The 16,855-nt window shown below is 46.0% G+C and carries 18 protein-coding genes; 6 read left to right on the forward strand and 12 right to left on the reverse strand.

Annotated features, from left to right (window positions below):
- Nucleotides 1–12 precede the first annotated feature (12 nt).
- The 5 genes from BLU87_RS13275 (at nt 13) to BLU87_RS13295 (ending at nt 3,866) form a co-directional block, all read left to right on the forward strand.
- Nucleotides 13–492, forward strand: coding sequence for a chemotaxis protein CheX (locus tag BLU87_RS13275; protein WP_175498395.1), 480 nt, complete (start codon nt 13–15; stop codon nt 490–492).
- Between the two features lie 56 nt (nt 493–548).
- Complete coding sequence (locus BLU87_RS13280) at nt 549–920, forward strand: response regulator (RefSeq protein WP_092349518.1); 372 nt, start codon at nt 549–551, stop codon at nt 918–920.
- A 73-nt stretch (nt 921–993) separates the two neighbouring features.
- The gene (locus BLU87_RS13285) at nt 994–1,458 is read left to right on the forward strand and encodes a chemotaxis protein CheX (protein ID WP_092349521.1); all 465 of its coding nucleotides are present in this window, start codon (nt 994–996) and stop codon (nt 1,456–1,458) included.
- Nucleotides 1,459–1,490: 32 nt separating this feature from the next.
- Nucleotides 1,491–1,949 carry a chemotaxis protein CheX gene (locus BLU87_RS13290; RefSeq protein ID WP_092349524.1) on the forward strand — a complete coding sequence of 153 codons (459 nt, stop codon included), beginning with the start codon at nt 1,491–1,493 and terminating at the stop codon, nt 1,947–1,949.
- Nucleotides 1,950–1,973: 24 nt separating this feature from the next.
- Nucleotides 1,974–3,866 (forward strand): hypothetical protein, encoded by a 1,893-nt coding sequence (locus BLU87_RS13295; RefSeq protein ID WP_092349527.1) that lies wholly within the window; start codon nt 1,974–1,976, stop codon nt 3,864–3,866.
- A gap of 11 nt (nt 3,867–3,877) precedes the next feature.
- Here the strand turns inward: BLU87_RS13295 and BLU87_RS13300 are convergent, their stop codons facing one another.
- Nucleotides 3,878–4,900: a sigma-54 interaction domain-containing protein gene (locus BLU87_RS13300; protein WP_092349530.1), complete on the reverse strand. Its 1,023-nt coding sequence runs from the start codon at nt 4,898–4,900 to the stop codon at nt 3,878–3,880.
- A gap of 359 nt (nt 4,901–5,259) precedes the next feature.
- Here BLU87_RS13300 and BLU87_RS13305 point away from each other — a divergent pair, with 359 nt between their 5' ends.
- Complete coding sequence (locus BLU87_RS13305; RefSeq protein WP_092349533.1) at nt 5,260–6,048, forward strand: DUF4136 domain-containing protein; 789 nt, start codon at nt 5,260–5,262, stop codon at nt 6,046–6,048.
- A gap of 28 nt (nt 6,049–6,076) precedes the next feature.
- On the opposite strand, the gene extS is transcribed toward BLU87_RS13305, so the two are convergent.
- The 11 genes from extS to BLU87_RS13365 form a co-directional block, all read right to left on the reverse strand.
- Nucleotides 6,077–6,895, reverse strand: a complete 819-nt coding sequence (gene extS, locus BLU87_RS17135; protein WP_139167564.1) for a selenite/tellurite reduction operon c-type cytochrome lipoprotein ExtS — start codon at nt 6,893–6,895, stop codon at nt 6,077–6,079.
- A complete protein-coding gene (gene extQ, locus BLU87_RS13315; protein WP_092349539.1) occupies nt 6,871–7,284 on the reverse strand; it encodes a selenite/tellurite reduction operon b-type cytochrome membrane protein ExtQ in 414 nt (137 codons plus the stop codon). Before extQ ends, extS begins: the two co-directional genes overlap by 25 nt.
- Nucleotides 7,281–7,919 (reverse strand): cytochrome b N-terminal domain-containing protein, encoded by a 639-nt coding sequence (locus BLU87_RS13320; protein WP_092349542.1) that lies wholly within the window; start codon nt 7,917–7,919, stop codon nt 7,281–7,283. The genes extQ and BLU87_RS13320 overlap by 4 nt, the downstream gene beginning before the upstream one ends.
- Entirely contained in the window at nt 7,916–8,311 is a 396-nt protein-coding gene (locus BLU87_RS13325; protein ID WP_092349545.1) for a QcrA and Rieske domain-containing protein, read from the reverse strand. Before BLU87_RS13325 ends, BLU87_RS13320 begins: the two co-directional genes overlap by 4 nt.
- A complete protein-coding gene (extO, locus tag BLU87_RS13330; protein WP_092349548.1) occupies nt 8,266–9,510 on the reverse strand; it encodes a selenite/tellurite reduction operon b-type cytochrome iron-sulfur cluster-binding subunit ExtO in 1,245 nt (414 codons plus the stop codon). The genes BLU87_RS13325 and extO overlap by 46 nt, the downstream gene beginning before the upstream one ends.
- On the reverse strand, nt 9,464–11,308 hold the full coding sequence (extM, locus tag BLU87_RS13335; protein WP_092349551.1) for a selenite/tellurite reduction operon c-type cytochrome ExtM: 1,845 nt from the start codon (nt 11,306–11,308) through the stop codon (nt 9,464–9,466). The genes extO and extM overlap by 47 nt, the downstream gene beginning before the upstream one ends.
- Nucleotides 11,309–11,457: 149 nt before the next feature.
- Nucleotides 11,458–12,807: a multiheme c-type cytochrome (seleno)protein ExtKL gene (gene extKL / locus BLU87_RS13345; RefSeq protein WP_350297504.1), complete on the reverse strand. Its 1,350-nt coding sequence runs from the start codon at nt 12,805–12,807 to the stop codon at nt 11,458–11,460.
- A 109-nt stretch (nt 12,808–12,916) separates the two neighbouring features.
- The gene (gene extJ, locus BLU87_RS13350) at nt 12,917–13,153 is read right to left on the reverse strand and encodes a selenite/tellurite reduction operon protein ExtJ (protein WP_092349554.1); all 237 of its coding nucleotides are present in this window, start codon (nt 13,151–13,153) and stop codon (nt 12,917–12,919) included.
- An 80-nt stretch (nt 13,154–13,233) separates the two neighbouring features.
- A complete protein-coding gene (gene extI, locus BLU87_RS13355; protein ID WP_092349557.1) occupies nt 13,234–14,373 on the reverse strand; it encodes a selenite/tellurite reduction operon porin ExtI in 1,140 nt (379 codons plus the stop codon).
- A gap of 46 nt (nt 14,374–14,419) precedes the next feature.
- Nucleotides 14,420–15,832 (reverse strand): selenite/tellurite reduction operon rhodanese-like protein ExtH, encoded by a 1,413-nt coding sequence (gene extH, locus BLU87_RS13360; RefSeq protein ID WP_092349560.1) that lies wholly within the window; start codon nt 15,830–15,832, stop codon nt 14,420–14,422.
- A gap of 395 nt (nt 15,833–16,227) precedes the next feature.
- Nucleotides 16,228–16,818, reverse strand: a complete 591-nt coding sequence (locus BLU87_RS13365) for a TetR/AcrR family transcriptional regulator (protein ID WP_092349563.1) — start codon at nt 16,816–16,818, stop codon at nt 16,228–16,230.
- Between the last annotated feature and the right edge of the window lie 37 nt (nt 16,819–16,855).

Consider the following 16,855-nt stretch of genomic DNA (forward strand, 5'->3'; position numbering starts at 1 on the left):
AAGGAGATGTTGATGAAAGAACATGATCCCTTCTACCTGGCCATGATCAAGGCAGCGAGTCAAACTTTCGAGAACATGGCGTTCATGGAAGTGATGGAACACTTTAATCCGGCTTATGAAATCCCGGCAGATGAGGTTGTCTGGAATAGCCTCCAGGTTAACGATCCAGTGCAGGGAGAAATTCGTCTGGCCGTGGCGAAAACATGCTTAAAAACCCTGACTGGAACCATCTTTGGCATCGCCGAAGATGAGATAACCTCAACACAAATGAACGATATTCTCAATGAGCTGCTTAACACCATTGTCGGCTTGTTCCTGACCAATCTTTGTGCTGATGATCAGGAATATAAAATGGGGCTACCGGCACTAGGTGAGGGTGAACTCCCGGAAGTTGATGCGCAGACTGTTAGTTGGAAACTGATGAGCAGCGAAGAGGATGCCCTCCATATTTTTGCCACCGGGACCTCACTGGTGGCCTTGAATAACCACTAAATGTCATTCTGTCATAAATTAACTATCAATTATTAAATAACTAGAGGAGATTTCACATGGGAAAAACAGTCTTAATTGTTGATGACTCAAACACAATGCGTAAAATTGTTTCTCGTTCACTGCGTCAAGCGGGAATCGACTTTGACCAAATCCTTGAGGCAGCAGATGGTCAAGAAGCACTAGATGTACTCGGAGCGAATAAAGTTGATGTCGTTCTCAGTGACATCAACATGCCGAACATGACCGGGCTGGAATTTCTCAAAGCCAAAGCAGAAGATGATGCCATCAAAGATATCCCTGTCGTCATGATATCGACGGAAACCGGAGCAGACATCATTGATGAGGCAAAATCATACGGAGCAAAAGGGGCCATCAAAAAACCGTTCACCCCTGATCTCATTAATGAAACATTAGGGCCACTACTCTGATCTTCGTACCAAGTTGCAAACTTAATTCCGGTGGTGCATATACTTATGGCCACCGCGTTTTAAAGGAACATTGATGAAATACGCTCAAGATATTGCCAATGCCACTCAGGAAATTTTTTCCAGTATGATTATGCTTGATGTTGTCCCAGGCGAACCCTTCCAGCGAGATGGCACAAAGTTACTCAACGGCATCTCCGGGATTATTGGCCTCGCCGGTGAAGTCAAAGGGCTTCTCTCAATTCACTTACCCAATAAAGCATCCTTAGATATCACCACCGCCTTTTTGGGGATGGATGTTGAAGAGGTCGATGAAGATGTCTGTGACGCCGTTGGTGAACTCGCAAATATGCTCGGTGGCAGTATTAAAACCATCCTTGATCCAAGCGGGAGCAAAGTGCAGATCTCTATGCCATCAGCCATCCACGGAGAAGAGTACGCCGTTGATTGCTTAACCGACTCTGAATCCGTCGCCGTCCCCTTTACATTTAACGATCAAACCTTCACCGTTGAACTACAAATCGGCCCAAAGAGTCTTTAATCAATCTTTCGACCACCGACTAAGGAAAAATAGTGGAATTTGCTAAAAAAATCGTAGAAACGACCGAAGAGATATTTAGCACTATGATTTTTATGGATATTGCTTCTGAACCCCCTTTCGAAGAGGGAAAACAGGTTCTGGGTTGTCATGTCTCAGCGATGATTGGCCTAACTGGCAGCTTTTCAGGGATGTTGGGGATTCATTGTCCAGAAAATGTTGGCTTGGCAATTTCCGGGGCGATGCTGGACATGGAAATTGACGAAATTAATGCCGACGTTAAGGATGCTTTGGGTGAAATTGCCAATATGGCTGCGGGTGGCATCAAAGAAAGATTCGCAGCAGAAAATATTGACCTGGAACTCGCCATACCGACAGCAATTTCAGGAAAATCATATACCATTTCGTCCCCAACAAAAAGTAACAGGCTCATTATTCCTTTCAGAGTTGAGCAAGGACGATTTTTTATTGAGATGAAGTATAATCTCAATTAATTTTCCAGCAGTTAAGAGGTTAATTTGGATCAGCGGGCTATAGTTGATGTCGTCTGTAAATCAGGGATGGGAAACCTGTCTGGAGAAATCGGCGTCCTCCTTGGACAAGAGCTGACCTGTTCGGATATCCATCTCGATATCACCAGTAAAGCTGATCTGTTCAGCGACCCTGCCCGGAAAAAATCAACCCTGACGCGGATGACCATTGAAGGCGACCGGGCTGGTGATTGTTATCTCTTGTACCCAACTTCCGCCGCCGCAGTCCTTGGCGGTACTCTGATCATGCTCCCCGAAGATGTCATTGAGGAGAGCGCCCAAAGCGAACAACTCGATGGGGAGATGGAAGATGCTTTTGGTGAAGTGGCCAACATTATTGCCGGTGTCTTCACCCAGGCGTTTGTTGATAAATACCCTAAAAATCTACGTTTCATTAAGAAAACCGTTGAAGATCTGATACCCACAAAAATTGATCTCGGCAGCGATCAGCCGTTTCCTGCTGGCAACTATCATGTCACCAGCTGCAATATATTAATGGGCGACAGGGATCTGGGTCTTTTGGAACTGATCGTCCCTGCTGCGATTTTTGATCTCGAAGAGACTCCAGAAACTAGTTCGAAGGAAACCGATGCCCCGATGCACAAGGACGAACCTGTTGCCGCCCAACCTGCTGTAGAAAAAACCGCTCCTGAACCGGTCCAAGAACCAGCTCCGCCCGTAGAGAAAAAAATCCCCTTTGCCGATGCTAAAAAGCTCGTTGATGTTGTCTTTAATGCCATTATTACTCAAATCGGTGAAGAAATTGGGGCATTGCTCGGGCAGACTCTGAAGTGTAGTGATATTCAGCTGGTCATGACCAGCAAGAATAACTTCTTTTCACATCACTGCGTCGAAAGTTCAGTGATGACCGACATGAAGGTCTCAGGTGATCATGAGGGGAGAGGTTTCATGATCGTCCAAGTTCCTGACGCTATTGCGCTGGGTGGAACCTTGATCATGCTTCCAGAAGATCAGATTGCAGAGCAGAAGGAGACCGGTCAATTCGATGGTGATGTGGAAGATGCCTACGGTGAAGTCGCCAACATCCTTTCTGGCAGTTTGACGCAGGTCTTTCTTGAACGTTATCCCAAGAAGCTCCATTTCGTCAAAACAACAGCAGAGACCCTTGTTCCGACAAAAATTGAGATGGCTTCAGATCAACCATTTCCGGAGACTGATTATTATCTGGCGTCTTTTGCCATTGAGATGGAAGGTCATGATTTAAATCGAATCTTCCTCCTCTTTCCGGCTGCACTATTTGATTTGGAAACACAACCCAGCGCCGAAATTGCTTCACAACCTGTCACCGCAGCGAATTCGGATGATCCGCAAGCTGATTTAGCGACGAATATTCACACCGACGAACCAGCTCCAGGACAATGGGGAGGGGCACCGATCACTGCAGAGACAGACGTTACCTCCGCTACCGCCCCTAGTGTGTCAGCAAACGAAACCACAGCAAAGAACAATCCGCAGACAACGACCACAACACCAACGGCACAATCTGCCGGGACACCCATCGTCTTATTGATCAGTGATAAAAAAGACGACGCGGATCCTTTTGTTGAGATTCTCTCTTCGGCACAGTACGAATGTCGAGTACTAACCTTTCAAGAGGGAGTCAAAGATCTCTTACAACAGCACAAAATCCTGGGGATCTTCTTGATTATGGAACAAATCGGTGAGAAGGGGTTCGCTGCCGCGATCAAGCTACAATCTGCGGGACAACCGTTACCTCCGATTATCTTTGCGGGGTCTGAATGGACCCGTTCGGCAGTGCTGCGTGCGGTCAAATATGGGGCAAAAGATATTCTGGTCACCCCTGCCAGCGGCGATGAGATTCAAGATAAAGTGGCTAAACACTTCAAGAAGGCCAGCTAGACAACAAGCTGTTATATCGGCAAATTTTTCTTTTTAATCTTTTCAATCAAAGTTGTCCGTTTCAAATTCAACATTCGCGCCGCCTCTTTTTTATTCCCCCCTGTTCGACTTAAGGCTTGCAAAATCAACCGATCCTCAAATTCACTGATCAAACTGTTAAAATCCAACCCGTCCTCCGACCATTCCGCTTCTGGTGGATTCAAAGACGGTGAAGATTGCCCCTCTCTTCGCTCCGCAAGCTCGATCTCCTCACTAGCAACACAACGATATTTTTCCGGTAGTTCTTTTAAGCTGATCCTCTTGCCCCGATGCAAGATGACCAACCGCTGCATCAGATTTTCCAACTCGCGAACATTACCCGGCCAACTGTAGTTGAGCAAACTTTTCATCGCCACAGGATCAATTGTTGTACGTCGATCATCCTTCCGCCGACTGAAGTGTTCAATAAAACTTTCAATCAATAATACAATATCATCCTTGCGTTCACACAAAGGGGGAGCGATCAGTGGGATCACGGCAAGGCGGTAATAGAGATCTTCGCGAAACTGACCACTAGCAACCAACTCTTCGAGATTCTGATGTGTTGCTGCAATAACGCGCACATCAACCTTAGTTGGCTTGACACCACCAACCTGTTCGACTTCACGTTCCTGCAATACCCGTAACAACTTCGCCTGTAAGCTAGGTTTCATATCCCCGATTTCATCAAGGAACAGAGTCCCACCATCGGCAAACTGAACCCGGCCAATTTTCGATTGTTGCGCCCCGGTAAAAGCCCCTTTCACGTAACCAAACAGCTCACTCTCTAATAACTCATCAGGAATCGCTGCACAGTTGACAGGGACAAAATGGGCGGTGTTACGCTGGCTTTTTTCATGAATTGCTCTTGCAATCAGTTCTTTCCCTGTCCCACTTTGCCCTTGGATCAAAACTGTACTTTCACCATCTTCGGCGACACATGATATAAGCTCGAACAACTCCAACATCTGCGGAGAGTGCCCGATCATCCCCCCAAAGCCACTTTTTATAGCCATACTTATTCGATCCGTTCTAAGAACAACATGTAAGATTTTTGACACCAAAATAACAAATATTGGCCAACAATAATCTATTTCCTATAATGTGTCAATATTTAGACACTTTATATCTGACAATAATCGGCTTAACAAATAAAATCGGTTCCGCAGTTATCAACAGGCAGGTTTTGTTCCTGTGGATAAAACCGATTAACATTTTGAAGTTACCAACAAAAGGGACAAATGTCTGGAATTTTTTTACCCATAAAACTGTTCTTTTTAGGTGTTTTAACCCTGTTTTTTGTTATGATCAACGACAACTTAACGTCTTCACAACCTACCGACTACATCTGCGACTTACAGGAGACAGATAATAAATGACTGTAAAGAATTTAACTTTCTTCATCCCCTCTTGTTTCTTTCTATTGTTGATCCTAGCTGGTTGTTCAAGCCTGCATGTTGACATGTTACCCACAGTCGATTGGTCTACTGTCCAGATCGTGGAATTTCAAGCTCCGCCTCAGGACCGCTGGAATTTAACCGAACCAATCCAAACGGAGCTTCTGGCTATGGACTTTCAGGTTGTCGAAGATCACCGGAACCCAGACCTGCTATTTAGCTACTTTACCCAAGAAGGCATTGATTTGACGGTTGAAAGTGAAAAAGTGTTGCGCCTGAGAAGTCTCCATGTGCAATTTATTGATCCAAAAACAAAAAATCTGGTTGCTGCTGCCGACTATTTTTATCCCGACAACGCCCAGCCATCTGATTTTCCACGGGGAATCAAAGAGTTATTTGCTGGCATCCGCCAACAATCTCAACATCAACCGGTGGTGACACCTGCAGCATCAGTCAAGGCGGTTGACGAGCCTGAAGCACTAACAACAGAGGCGACTATTGCCACGCCACAGCCTGAAGCAACATTAATCAAGCAACCAACACCCGAGACATCCGCAGCAAAAAATCAAACTGAACAGCGCATAACAAACCCTTCAGATCGATCTTCTGTTGCAGTTGAAACAGCCACCCAAAACGTCACTCCCGTACTCGACAAAGATGACGAGAAGATGCAACAAGCAGTGCAAAAAACCCGCTCTCCCTGGGTGCCAAAATTCCAATCATGGGGTTTTGAAAATTGGGGGGAAGAGTCGATGGATGATTATTGAGCCTGAGCGTTTGTTGAGTCCAGTCATTTTAAAAGGTGGATTTTGTCGCGCTCTGATGCTGTAGCTCATCACAGATTGCATCGAGTTCTTCTTTTTTTATTTCGAGCGGTGGCATCTGCGTGTAAGGACGAATCTTGCGCGGATTCTTCACCCATTTTTCTAAATTATCCGTGGTCCAACGTTGTTGATCGTCACCAAAATTCAGCAAGTAAAACTCGGAAAAAATTCCAGACAGATTGGGACCGATAAGCCCTTCCCCTAATCCACCAAAACTCGCGGTTAAAGCACGATGACAACTGCCGCAATGTTTCTCAAATTGAAACTCCCGGGTCACCTCTTCGCCTTCAAAATGGACCACTTCGGGCAACTCCTGCTCAGGGATTTCAACCTGCCTCCCTGCAGCCAGAATGGCATTAACAAGCTCGATCCGCTGCTGTTCATTGAAATGAAATTCAGGCATAAATAATGCCGGTATTTGAATCGCTGTCTCCAGCTCTTCTGCAGATTTCTCCAGCTGGGAATAATCAAGATTAGCCGAAAGGCTGTTGCCTTTCACTTCGCTGACGTGACATCTACGGCAAGCGTACTCCTGTAAACGCCGTTTACCCGATTCCGTCGTCGGATCAGCCACGAGTGTAAAGGTAGAGAAGCGTGCAGGAATCAATCCCCCATGGGCGATGTTAAAGCGGGCAGTACCAGCAAACCCGCGATGACAACTGACACAAGAGCCCCTCTCAGCATAATGGACGGGATGACACTCGAGACAATAATTTTTCGCTGGTGGAATCTCTGCAGCACAGAGTTCGACACTTAACAGCAGGATTAAAAACCAAAGACGAAAGACCAATTTTCACCCCGGAAATACATCGCAATCACGGTCAGCACAACAATTCCGATAAAGCTGAACAGTGTCATCAGGTTAACAATTTTTTGATCTTTCCCGAACCAGCGAGCCTCTTCAGCAGGAGGGCTGACAGGCAGCCACGGCAACAAAATAAACACCAGCCCCAGAGCGAGGATCAGATAAACCATCAAGCTGGAATAACTGACCAGTTCCTGCGTCCACATCAAAAACCAAGCGGACTTGGACGGATTGGGAACATGACTGATATCAGCCGGTCCTTGCAACGGCGCAGGGATAAACCATGCGAAAAGCAGAAGAACAAGAGTTAACGCAACAAAGGAGATTTTAATAATGCGAAAAAAGTAGGGAGAAGACTTTATATAGTCGCTCATAGATAAGGCAAAACTCCCTTCTGCTTACGAATCTGGTAAAAATGCAGCATACACAACACCAACATACTTAAAGGGATCAGAGCAATATGCATCACGTAAAAACGGATTAATGACATGGGTTGACCGACATCATCAGGAACAAGAAAACTGCGTAGCAGTTCACCAAAAGGGAGAGTGCCGAGTAAGTTCATCCCCGTTTGCGTCGCCCACAACGCCAATTGATCCATCGGCAACAAATAACCGGTATAGGCTTCAAACAGAGCCAGACACAAAAGCCCAAAGCCGATCAACCAATTCAACTCGCGGGGTTTTCGATAGGCTCCCGTCAGCAGCACCCGTAAGGTATGCAGAAACAGGAGGATAAGAAACACATTGGAAGCTAACCGGTGCAGGTTACGAATATACCAGCCACCGGGGACCGAATTTTCAATGTAGAGGATTGATTCAAAAGCGCCATGGGTCGCTGGCTGGTAATAAAACAGCATCAAAGCACCTGAAGTCATCAGTATCAGAAAAGCGGTAAAAGCCAACCCCCCCAGACAGAACGTATAAGTCAGGCGCAAATTGCCGCGCAACACCACCCGGGGGAAAAGATGCTTGATGAACTCCTTGACGAAATCATCATCCCGCTTCATACCAGCACCACCAGTTTCTCACCCCGCTCTTCAACTTCCAGCCGTTCCAAAGGCCGATCGGACGGTCCCTTAAGGACGTTACCTTCACGGTCAAAGACACTGCCATGGCACGGGCAGAGAATATTTTCTGCTGTGACATTAACAGTACAACCAAGGTGGGTACAAACCAAACTTAGAGCATAGATATCCGTTTCGCTTCGGATAATAACCACCCGGGAGCGTTTATAAACAAGTGCACCACGTAATGGGATGTCATTTTTATCAACCTCAAACAGGACCTTCTTACGAGCTTTTTTAGAGGGCACCAGAAAACGCCATGCCAGTCCACCAAAAACGCCGATTAAAGCTATTCCTTTGAGGAACTTTCGTCTTGGCCAAGCAGTTTTTTCCATCGTTTTACATAAGCCTTCGTATAAGCTGCATCTTTTTTGTTAATTTGCAAGAATTGCTGCGGGCTAATAAAAGAGCCGTCCTGAATCGTTTGCCCTTGCTGATTCCAGAAAGATATCAATCCCAAACCATCCAGGTCAATTCTATAGAGCCGCTCCTCTTCGTTTTCAAGCAGGTAGCGGCGACGGTCATCATGACAACTATCGCACATAACCGTTCCGGTACGGATCGTATGGGGGAAAAAAGCATTCCATTGCGCGGCAAGAAGTTGGTTTTCCTGTAGCGGAAAATCGCCGCCACGCAGATCTGAATAATAAGTTATAAATTGTGGCCGAATCGGACTATAACGCTGTCGCTGATTCAGCCCCAAAGGGGGCGCATCCTGTTTGCGCAAATATGTCCGGACAAGATATTCACCCTTTAAAGGTGGCGTATTAAATGCTTTTTCAGCTTCGCGGTTTCTTTTTCCTAACCGCAAGTAAAAATTCCCGTATTCTTGCGGTGCCCAGGCCGAATGACAGGCATAGCACTCCATCTTCTCCATATGGGCGACAATACTGTGCTCTATGACACTGAGATCAGGTTGATGGCATTCCTCACAGGTTTGCGCTGCTTTCTGACCGGCAATCAAACTCTGCATGGAATGGCAATCCTTGCACTCCATACCCAGTTCGGAATGGATATCCGGGCGCATTTTCAATGCGCGTTCTCCAAGATGTTGCGGGCCGCGTTGATAACGAGGATGATCTTCTCTTGGAGCCCAACCTAGGTATTCTCGGCCGACAAAATAGCCACTGTGACAGCCGAGACACTCTTCCTGTGTTGCGCTGGCAATCTTGTGCCCATCGCCACCATGACAATCAAGACAATCAGACACATGGCAACTGCTACAGTTGTTGGCATAGAAGTCAGGATCAACATCGCTAAAGGTATGATCCACAAACGTCTTTTCTGCCTCTCGTGTGGTCATGGCCTGATCAAAGATCTGATCATACCCTTGATGACAGCCGGTACAACCGTTCGCCCGTACCGCAAGAGAAGAAGGTCGGGGAGTCAGAGAAGGATCACCTCCGTGACAATCCCGACAGGTCAATTCAGCATGGACCCCCTCTAGCGATATCGGACTGTCAGCCGCAACAGCACTCGCAGGGATCTCACTGCACAGTAGAGACAGAGCGCTTAATACAATTATCCAAAACATTATAATCAAGTTCTTTCTGATAAATTGGATCCTTAGGGTCATCGTGACACACCAAACATAAATTTACTGCCATGATTTTTTTAATTTCAGCGGTTTCAAATGGACGAGAGTTTTCGCGGGTAATGGCTGAAAACCCTTTGACATCCCCAGAATTCATTGTGATGAAACCATCCAGCGGCTTTTCTGCTGATTTCTCACAGATCAAAGTCGCTTCAATATTATCACCCTCAACAACATGCTGGCCAAATCCAAGAAACGCCGGATTAGCGTGACACTCACGGCATCCAATCACTTTTGCTCCAGTATTATGACCAAAAAATGGGGCAAAACGTAATTGCTGCTTCCCTTTAAACAGGGTCACGTATTCATCCAGAACTTTTTCCCCCTGCGGATTAATCACACTGACGAAGGTCTGACAACCAGGGGTCACGGGTGAAACTTTACCGCGCTGGTTAAGCGCCAAAGGGAAAGGATAGATCATCCGATAATCTTCAGTTTCAGTGAATTTTCCTGTTGTTTTCACCCCCTTGATATAATCCATAGCCAACTCTCTTTGGTCATATTCGGTGTGACAACCGTAACATTGTGTGACCGTTCGTGAATGACAGGAATAGCATTCCATCCGTTCATGTCCGATAATGGAATGCTCAGGTGTTTCAGTGATCACTTTGCTTTCGTGCAATTTACCTGTACGTTTGCTTTGCACCCAGATTTTTTCATCTTCAAGAAACACATTTGAATATTTACGACCTTTGGATGTCAGCACCATACTATCGCCTTGCTGCATCTGTTTCTTATAATGTGCAGATTCACGCAAGACCTCATCATTTTCCCGGCTTATCTGTTCCACTCTGGGGCGTTCGGCAGGGCTGCCGTGACAATCCTCACAGGTAATTTCTGTTTGTAAGTACATATTTTCATAAGCATAACCATCACCCATGAGATCACGTGAAGTATGACAGTCAATGCATTCCATCCCCATCTCATGATGAATGTCGGGAGGAATCCGGGTCACATTACGTGGACCACCGATAATATCAGGGCCAGGACCACCATTGCGAGTCGGAACCAGGCTATTGTTGCCGTCATTGCGACCTTCATAAGACAGAGCAATTCGACCACTGCGATTATGACAACGAACACAGACTTGATTTGGTGGCAGACGTTCCATTTTGTGACTTGCAGAGTGAGGCCACTTCCCTTTAACGGTTTGATCTTCGCCTTGATATGTGCCATTTTCATTATATGGAAAATGGCAAGCCGCACAGCCAGACGCGTGACTTCCGCGCCAAACCCAACGGTTTTGAAAAGCAACGTGACACCCACTGCAACCCTTGCGAAATACCTCTCCCGCGAGATTATCCAGCAGAGCCACATCATTCAACTCAAGTGAATTTCCAGCGGCATCGTTCAGCTTACTTGGACGGCTCGCGTATAGTTTGCCATCTTCCCCTTCCCAAGTTGCCTGCGTATTTTTAATCATTCCCGTCGCGGTAAACATCAGATTGGACCTGACCCGATCTAGTTGATAAGGATGACATTTTCCACAGGTTTTATCCCAATATTTAGGATCAGCGGGGTTTTTAGGTCCGTACATATCTTTATGGGATGCTTTTTCCTCAGGCTCGTCAGGGTCACCACCATGGCACGAAACACATTCCAGATGGGTCTCAGAAACCAACTCCAACCCCTGATGACAGGCGGCACAGGTTGATCCATCTCCGGTCTTCTGACTGCAACCTGCAGCAGTCAGCAACAGGAAGAGTATGAGAATATAGCTTTTTTGAATGGTTCCCATAAGTAACTTTTCAGACTCCCTGATAGTGGTTTTCTGAGTCTAACATGGATGGAATTTGGAACAAAAAAAATACGGCTGTCGATCCAAGATAAAGACAAATAGGGGATCGACAGCCGTTGAGCAGTGTTCATTAAGTCAGCAATACGAGATTATTCGCTCACTGTCACTTTCTGCGTATAATCCTGCCAGATAAATGGATCACTTTGCTTATTGCCATACGGCAGGTACCAGAGTTTGACGTTGATTTCCAGTTCGTTGTCCATCAACTTACGGTCAATAACCCGATCGTATTCGTCGTAGACATCTTCGGTGTAAAATGGAATTTCAAAATGTTCCTCAACGGTTTTTCCTGGTGGGAGACCGGTATCATTGATAATACCGCTTTTTTCGTAAGGACCACGGCCCATTTCATCGCCACGCCCCATTTTTTGTGGCATGGGCATATAGATCTTTTCCTGACTGAACAATTCATCACCTTCGCTATCAACTGCACTTACCGACAGAACCAGTCGGTTAGGAGTCGGTCAGCCATCAGGGATTGCATGTCCGGTGCGATTGGTCATTTTCACTTTGACAATCGCTTTCGGGCTCATAAGGCTACCATCCCGCCACTTAGCGCCATAAGCTTCAACTTCAAAGTCGACAGCAGCATCTGACATAACGGTGGAACGATAGCTTTGCATGTCATGACCCAAACCACTTTTTTCCATGTGGCATTCCTGACAGGTTTCAGTTCCACCTTCTGCGGTGTAGGCCCAAAGATAACTGCCGTAAGCTGTTGCACATTGGGTTGGATTGTCGAGCTCAAAGTTCGGTCCGAGTCCGTGGCATTGGCCACAGAAGATTGATTCGCTCATGATCGGACTAACTTTAGCATGTGGAAATGCTTCATCGTCGTGCTCACCATCATAAGAACCATAGACAGCCCCATCCTGAGGATAGCCGTCGGTCCACTTATGGGTGATCGCCATGCGATTGTGACACACCAGACAGTTGATGTTCAGACTCAATAAAGTGTCCTTCATTTCGTCAAATTTTTCTTCATCATCATTCCGGTAGGCGTCCATCAATGCATAGATGTCAGCAATGAATTCTTTAGCAACGGCATCTGTCGCATCTGCAAGCTGTGGTAAGTGGCATTTAGCACAGCCCATCAGGTGATCGACTTCAACGTCTTCAGGTTTTGTTGCACCAGAATAGGCCCAGGACAGGACCCCGTTTTCCAGTGCGGTTTTCATCGTGGCAGCGGTCCGTCCTGTACCATAGACAGAACGGGCATGGGCAGAATTTGCCCACTCGTCATGGATGTCTTCGTGGCAGTCAATACATCCGGTTGAATCATACATGGCTACGAGTTCAGCAATAGTCGTGGCCTTCCCTTTTTTTGCAACGATAGTTCCGTCTTTACCCACCCCAGCGGCAAAAGACGTGGTTGCAATCAAAGCAAAGGACGCGAGGCAAGCCAATACAGCCATCATCGTGATCTTTGTCTTTGTCATGTTGTCATCCTCGATATCCTCAAAATGTTTAACCCCGCCGCAAGCAGCGGGGTCAAAATATTTGTTGCTTTAACCCTGATTACCGACCCCGGTAATCAGCTTGTCGCGATTAGCAACCTTGCAGCATACTTCCGCCACCTTTTTTAGGTGCACCTTTTGACTCGTCAGCTTCAATTTCTACCTTGGTTCCTACTTTGAGCTTGGAGGCTTTCCCTTTGGTGATCTCGATGGTCACGGTTTTTCCTTTGACCTTGGTCACTTTTCCTTTGAAATCAGCGGCAAAGGTGGTGCCTGAGATACTGATGACGAAGGCAAGTGCGGCAATGAGTGCGAGTGTTTTTTTCATCTTATTCCCCTTTGGTTGATGAGTATAAAAATACCTCCCTGAAAGTGATTTTCCAGGGAGGCGGTTGGACAGTTAGCGGTTTAGAAGATCACCTGGACTTGAGCAACGACAGTGTCAGAATCTTCAGCTGTGGAGCTACTGTCATAATCGCAGTTGGTGTACTCAACGGTGACTTTCAGGTTTTGACCACGGACATAGTAATTGAGTCCGAGACCGAGCAATTCAACTTCATGATCCATCACGCCATACAGATCGGCAAAGGACCAGCTCTCTGAACGACCGAAGAATTGTAGTGGCAGGTTGGGAAGCATGTAACCGGCTTTGACATAACCACCGTTTTTCTCACCGGTCATCCCTGTTACTCCTGCGTCTGGATTGGCTCCTTGATAGGCATCATCCAGATCATAATCGACATAGGCAGCGGAAAGAGTGATGGCACCCATCCCTTCGATGGGATACTCGAAGAAAGCATCAACGGTCCAGGCGCTATAATCAACGGCGTCTCCAGTGACGGAATCAGAATAGGCGACATCGTTTTCCATCTGGTAAGCGGCACCGAAGGTGAGGACTTTTTTCTGTCCCATGTAGGTCCCTTTGTAGCCGTAACCTTTTTCTGGATCAAGCAAACTGACATGGACACGAGCGGAATAACGGAGGTTGGAATCAACTTCTGAGTCATTGCCATTCATCGCATCAACCCGATACTGGATCATGTCATTAGCCAGGTTACCCCAAACGGCGATCCCTTTATCGCGGGTGCTGACAAAAGGTGCGCGGATCATACTGGAACGATCCAAAGTCAGTGGCATTTCACAGGCTTCGAGATTTTCCCGGGTGAGGTTGTATTTGAACTTACCCATCCACAGGTTCAAGCTGTTATTGAATTTGAAGCGGAGAACAGCATCCAGCAGTTGGAATCTATCGCCATCTGAGGAGCTGTAGTCGTTGTCTTCAGTGTATTCGGTCTGCACATACAAACCAAAGCTTTCACCATAAGCACCCATCAAAGCAATACGGTTACGACGGAAGTTGAATTCCAGTGAATCGTCATCACCATTGTCTTGATTGACCAGTTGGAATTGACCTTTATAGTCCAGCTTCAACAGCCCTTGATCTTCATCACCAAAGGACCAGATGGGGCCGGCGAAGGCGCTACTTGCCAGCAGGCAGAAGCCTACAGCAAAGGTGCAGAGCAATGCGGCTTTTTTATATAATGTCATGCGAATTTCTCCTTATAAATTGTAATTAGAAATTTATTCCCCATCCTTAACACTCAGAAGCATCTGAAGACAGCTCGCTTGGAGCATCTTCTTGACCGGCAGACATATAATCGTTGTCTTCATTTTCAATCTGGTTAGCGCGTGGGTCATCAACTTCTTGGAAACTGGTGTTATTTTCAGGGATGATCACCGTATTTCCAACATAAACGGTTCTGTCGACTGAACCATCATTCACAACTGCAGTGCTATATGCAACAGCGTTGGTACGATCATTAAGATCAGTTCGCCATGCATCGTTGACTACTAACAACCAAGCATCTCTACCATCGTCATCGTCAGCGTCAAATGACTCGTAGCCTGTCGGGCTGCCATTCTTGTCTACAAAAAGTTCCCCACCAGCAGCATTGACATCTGCCACTGCTTCAGCCTCGGTCGGGCGATCCATATAGGCATACCATTGGTTTCTCGATCCATCCCATACCGCTGCATCCCAACCTAAAATCGCATCCAAAGCAAAAAAGAGCGGTGTACAACTCATCCCGGAGCTGCAATGAGTGATAGACAGTTGTCCGGGGGTAAAGTCACCAACACCGGATAAATCTCCATTGGGGAGTTCATTATTCAAGAAGATGGCTTCAAGCTCTGCTTTTGGCCTGAAATAAGTAGCACCATCAGTATCATCATCTTCAAACATATCGCCATATGGACGGGCAATCGATGATTTAAGGTTCGGGGCTTCATCAGCTTGTGCAATAATGTTGATGTTCTCATCGTCATCAAATTCGTTGTTGGCATCTACAACTTGAATTATTTCACCAATCGAATAGCGCAGATCATCACACAGATAACCATTATCAGCGACACTGAACGTATTGGTGGTATCTTCCAAGGGCCGCTCGGTCGTCAAAGCATAAGAACTATCCCAACCATTTTCTGCGATAGCAGCTGTCCAGCCGGCATTAAAACCATTCAGAACTTTAATACGGTCTTTCGGGAAACCCCAGTAGCGCAAGGTATAATAAGCTCTTGGAACATAGAAAGTCTTACTATTGCTTGAGGAAAGAACGATAGTTGTATACTCATTGACACCACTGCGTTGCAGGACGGTATCCATAACATCACCTGGAGGGACTTCGCTGTCTACCATTGCTAGCCCTTCCTCGCGTGAGTATGCCAGCTCAGAAGTATTCCAGTAATAAGCCCCAGGAATCTTTGTAGCATCAGGTGCACCGATATCCAGAATCACGACATTTTCAAACTCATCGGCATTGACCAAGCCATCATCCATCCAACCTTTCAGCGTTTCAGCATCAATAAGTGGTGTGGCAGTTTGAGTTGAAGTGGGCGTGTCATAACTACTTCCACCACCGCCACTACAACCCCAGAGCAGAAATGCTGCGGTAACAACCAGCAGCAACAGGCTCAGCTTTCTAAAATTTTTCTTGACCTCTCGAAACATAATACCTCCTTTGGCAATTAACAGGATGTGACCTGTGTGTTTGATTACGTATCGAAACCAAAACACATGAAAGAGCGACCATTCTTTCTCAAAAGAATATTGACAAATTACAGAGATTTGAATGGGAGATCAAGAGATAATTTCATAAAGTATACGGTTTTTTTGTGGTGCAAATACTCCTGTAAAAACATATAGTTATATGCTATTCCATATTCTATATGGTTAAATATCTATAGAGTTATATACAAGCATATTATGCCTTTATGGCTAAAAACTACCATATCTGTATCAACCAACTAAAACATCTCAGAAGGCGGCAAGCGGTTAACAACAAATCTTATTGAATATATTAATGGCAGAGATTCAATCTGCAGATATGAACACGACTGAAACGTTTAACTGGCGGCGATACTGGACCAAGCGTTGTCAATGAGTTCGTTGGAGATCTCTTGCAAGGGGATCTCAAGGACACCCTGCATCCGCAACTCAACACCACGAAGAATGACACCTGTGTATGATACAGCTGCAATGAGAGGAGTTCCGGATTTGATTTCGCCTGAGCTAATACCATCGCCGATAATCCCCTGCACTTCCAAAAAGGCGGCGCTGGAACATAGAGGAAAAAGCATCTTTGAACGGATTTCTTTACGTACAGACAGAATATATTCCATCATTTCCGGATCTTCTTCAGTCAGCTCGAAGATCAGTTCAGCAAATGCTCTTAACTTATCTTTCACACTGTCTTTATCTGTTATCCGTTCTAAAAACAGATTCATAAACTGTTGCAGGGTCTTCTGATAGACAGTCTCTGCCAATTTTTCTTTATTGCCGAAATGGAGATAAATGGCTCCGACGCTGACTCCGGATTCCTTGACAATTTCAGGGATGGCCACACCACGATAACCCTTTTCCACAAACAGCTTGCGGGCGGCACTAATGACTTGATCCATTTTTTTCTGTGGGTTTATTCTACGTTTTTCCATCATTGAATTCCTGTTGAGAAAAAATAGACCAGAGGTAGAT

The sequence above is a fragment of the Desulfuromusa kysingii genome, assembly GCF_900107645.1.
GTDB lineage: Bacteria > Desulfobacterota > Desulfuromonadia > Desulfuromonadales > Geopsychrobacteraceae > Desulfuromusa > Desulfuromusa kysingii.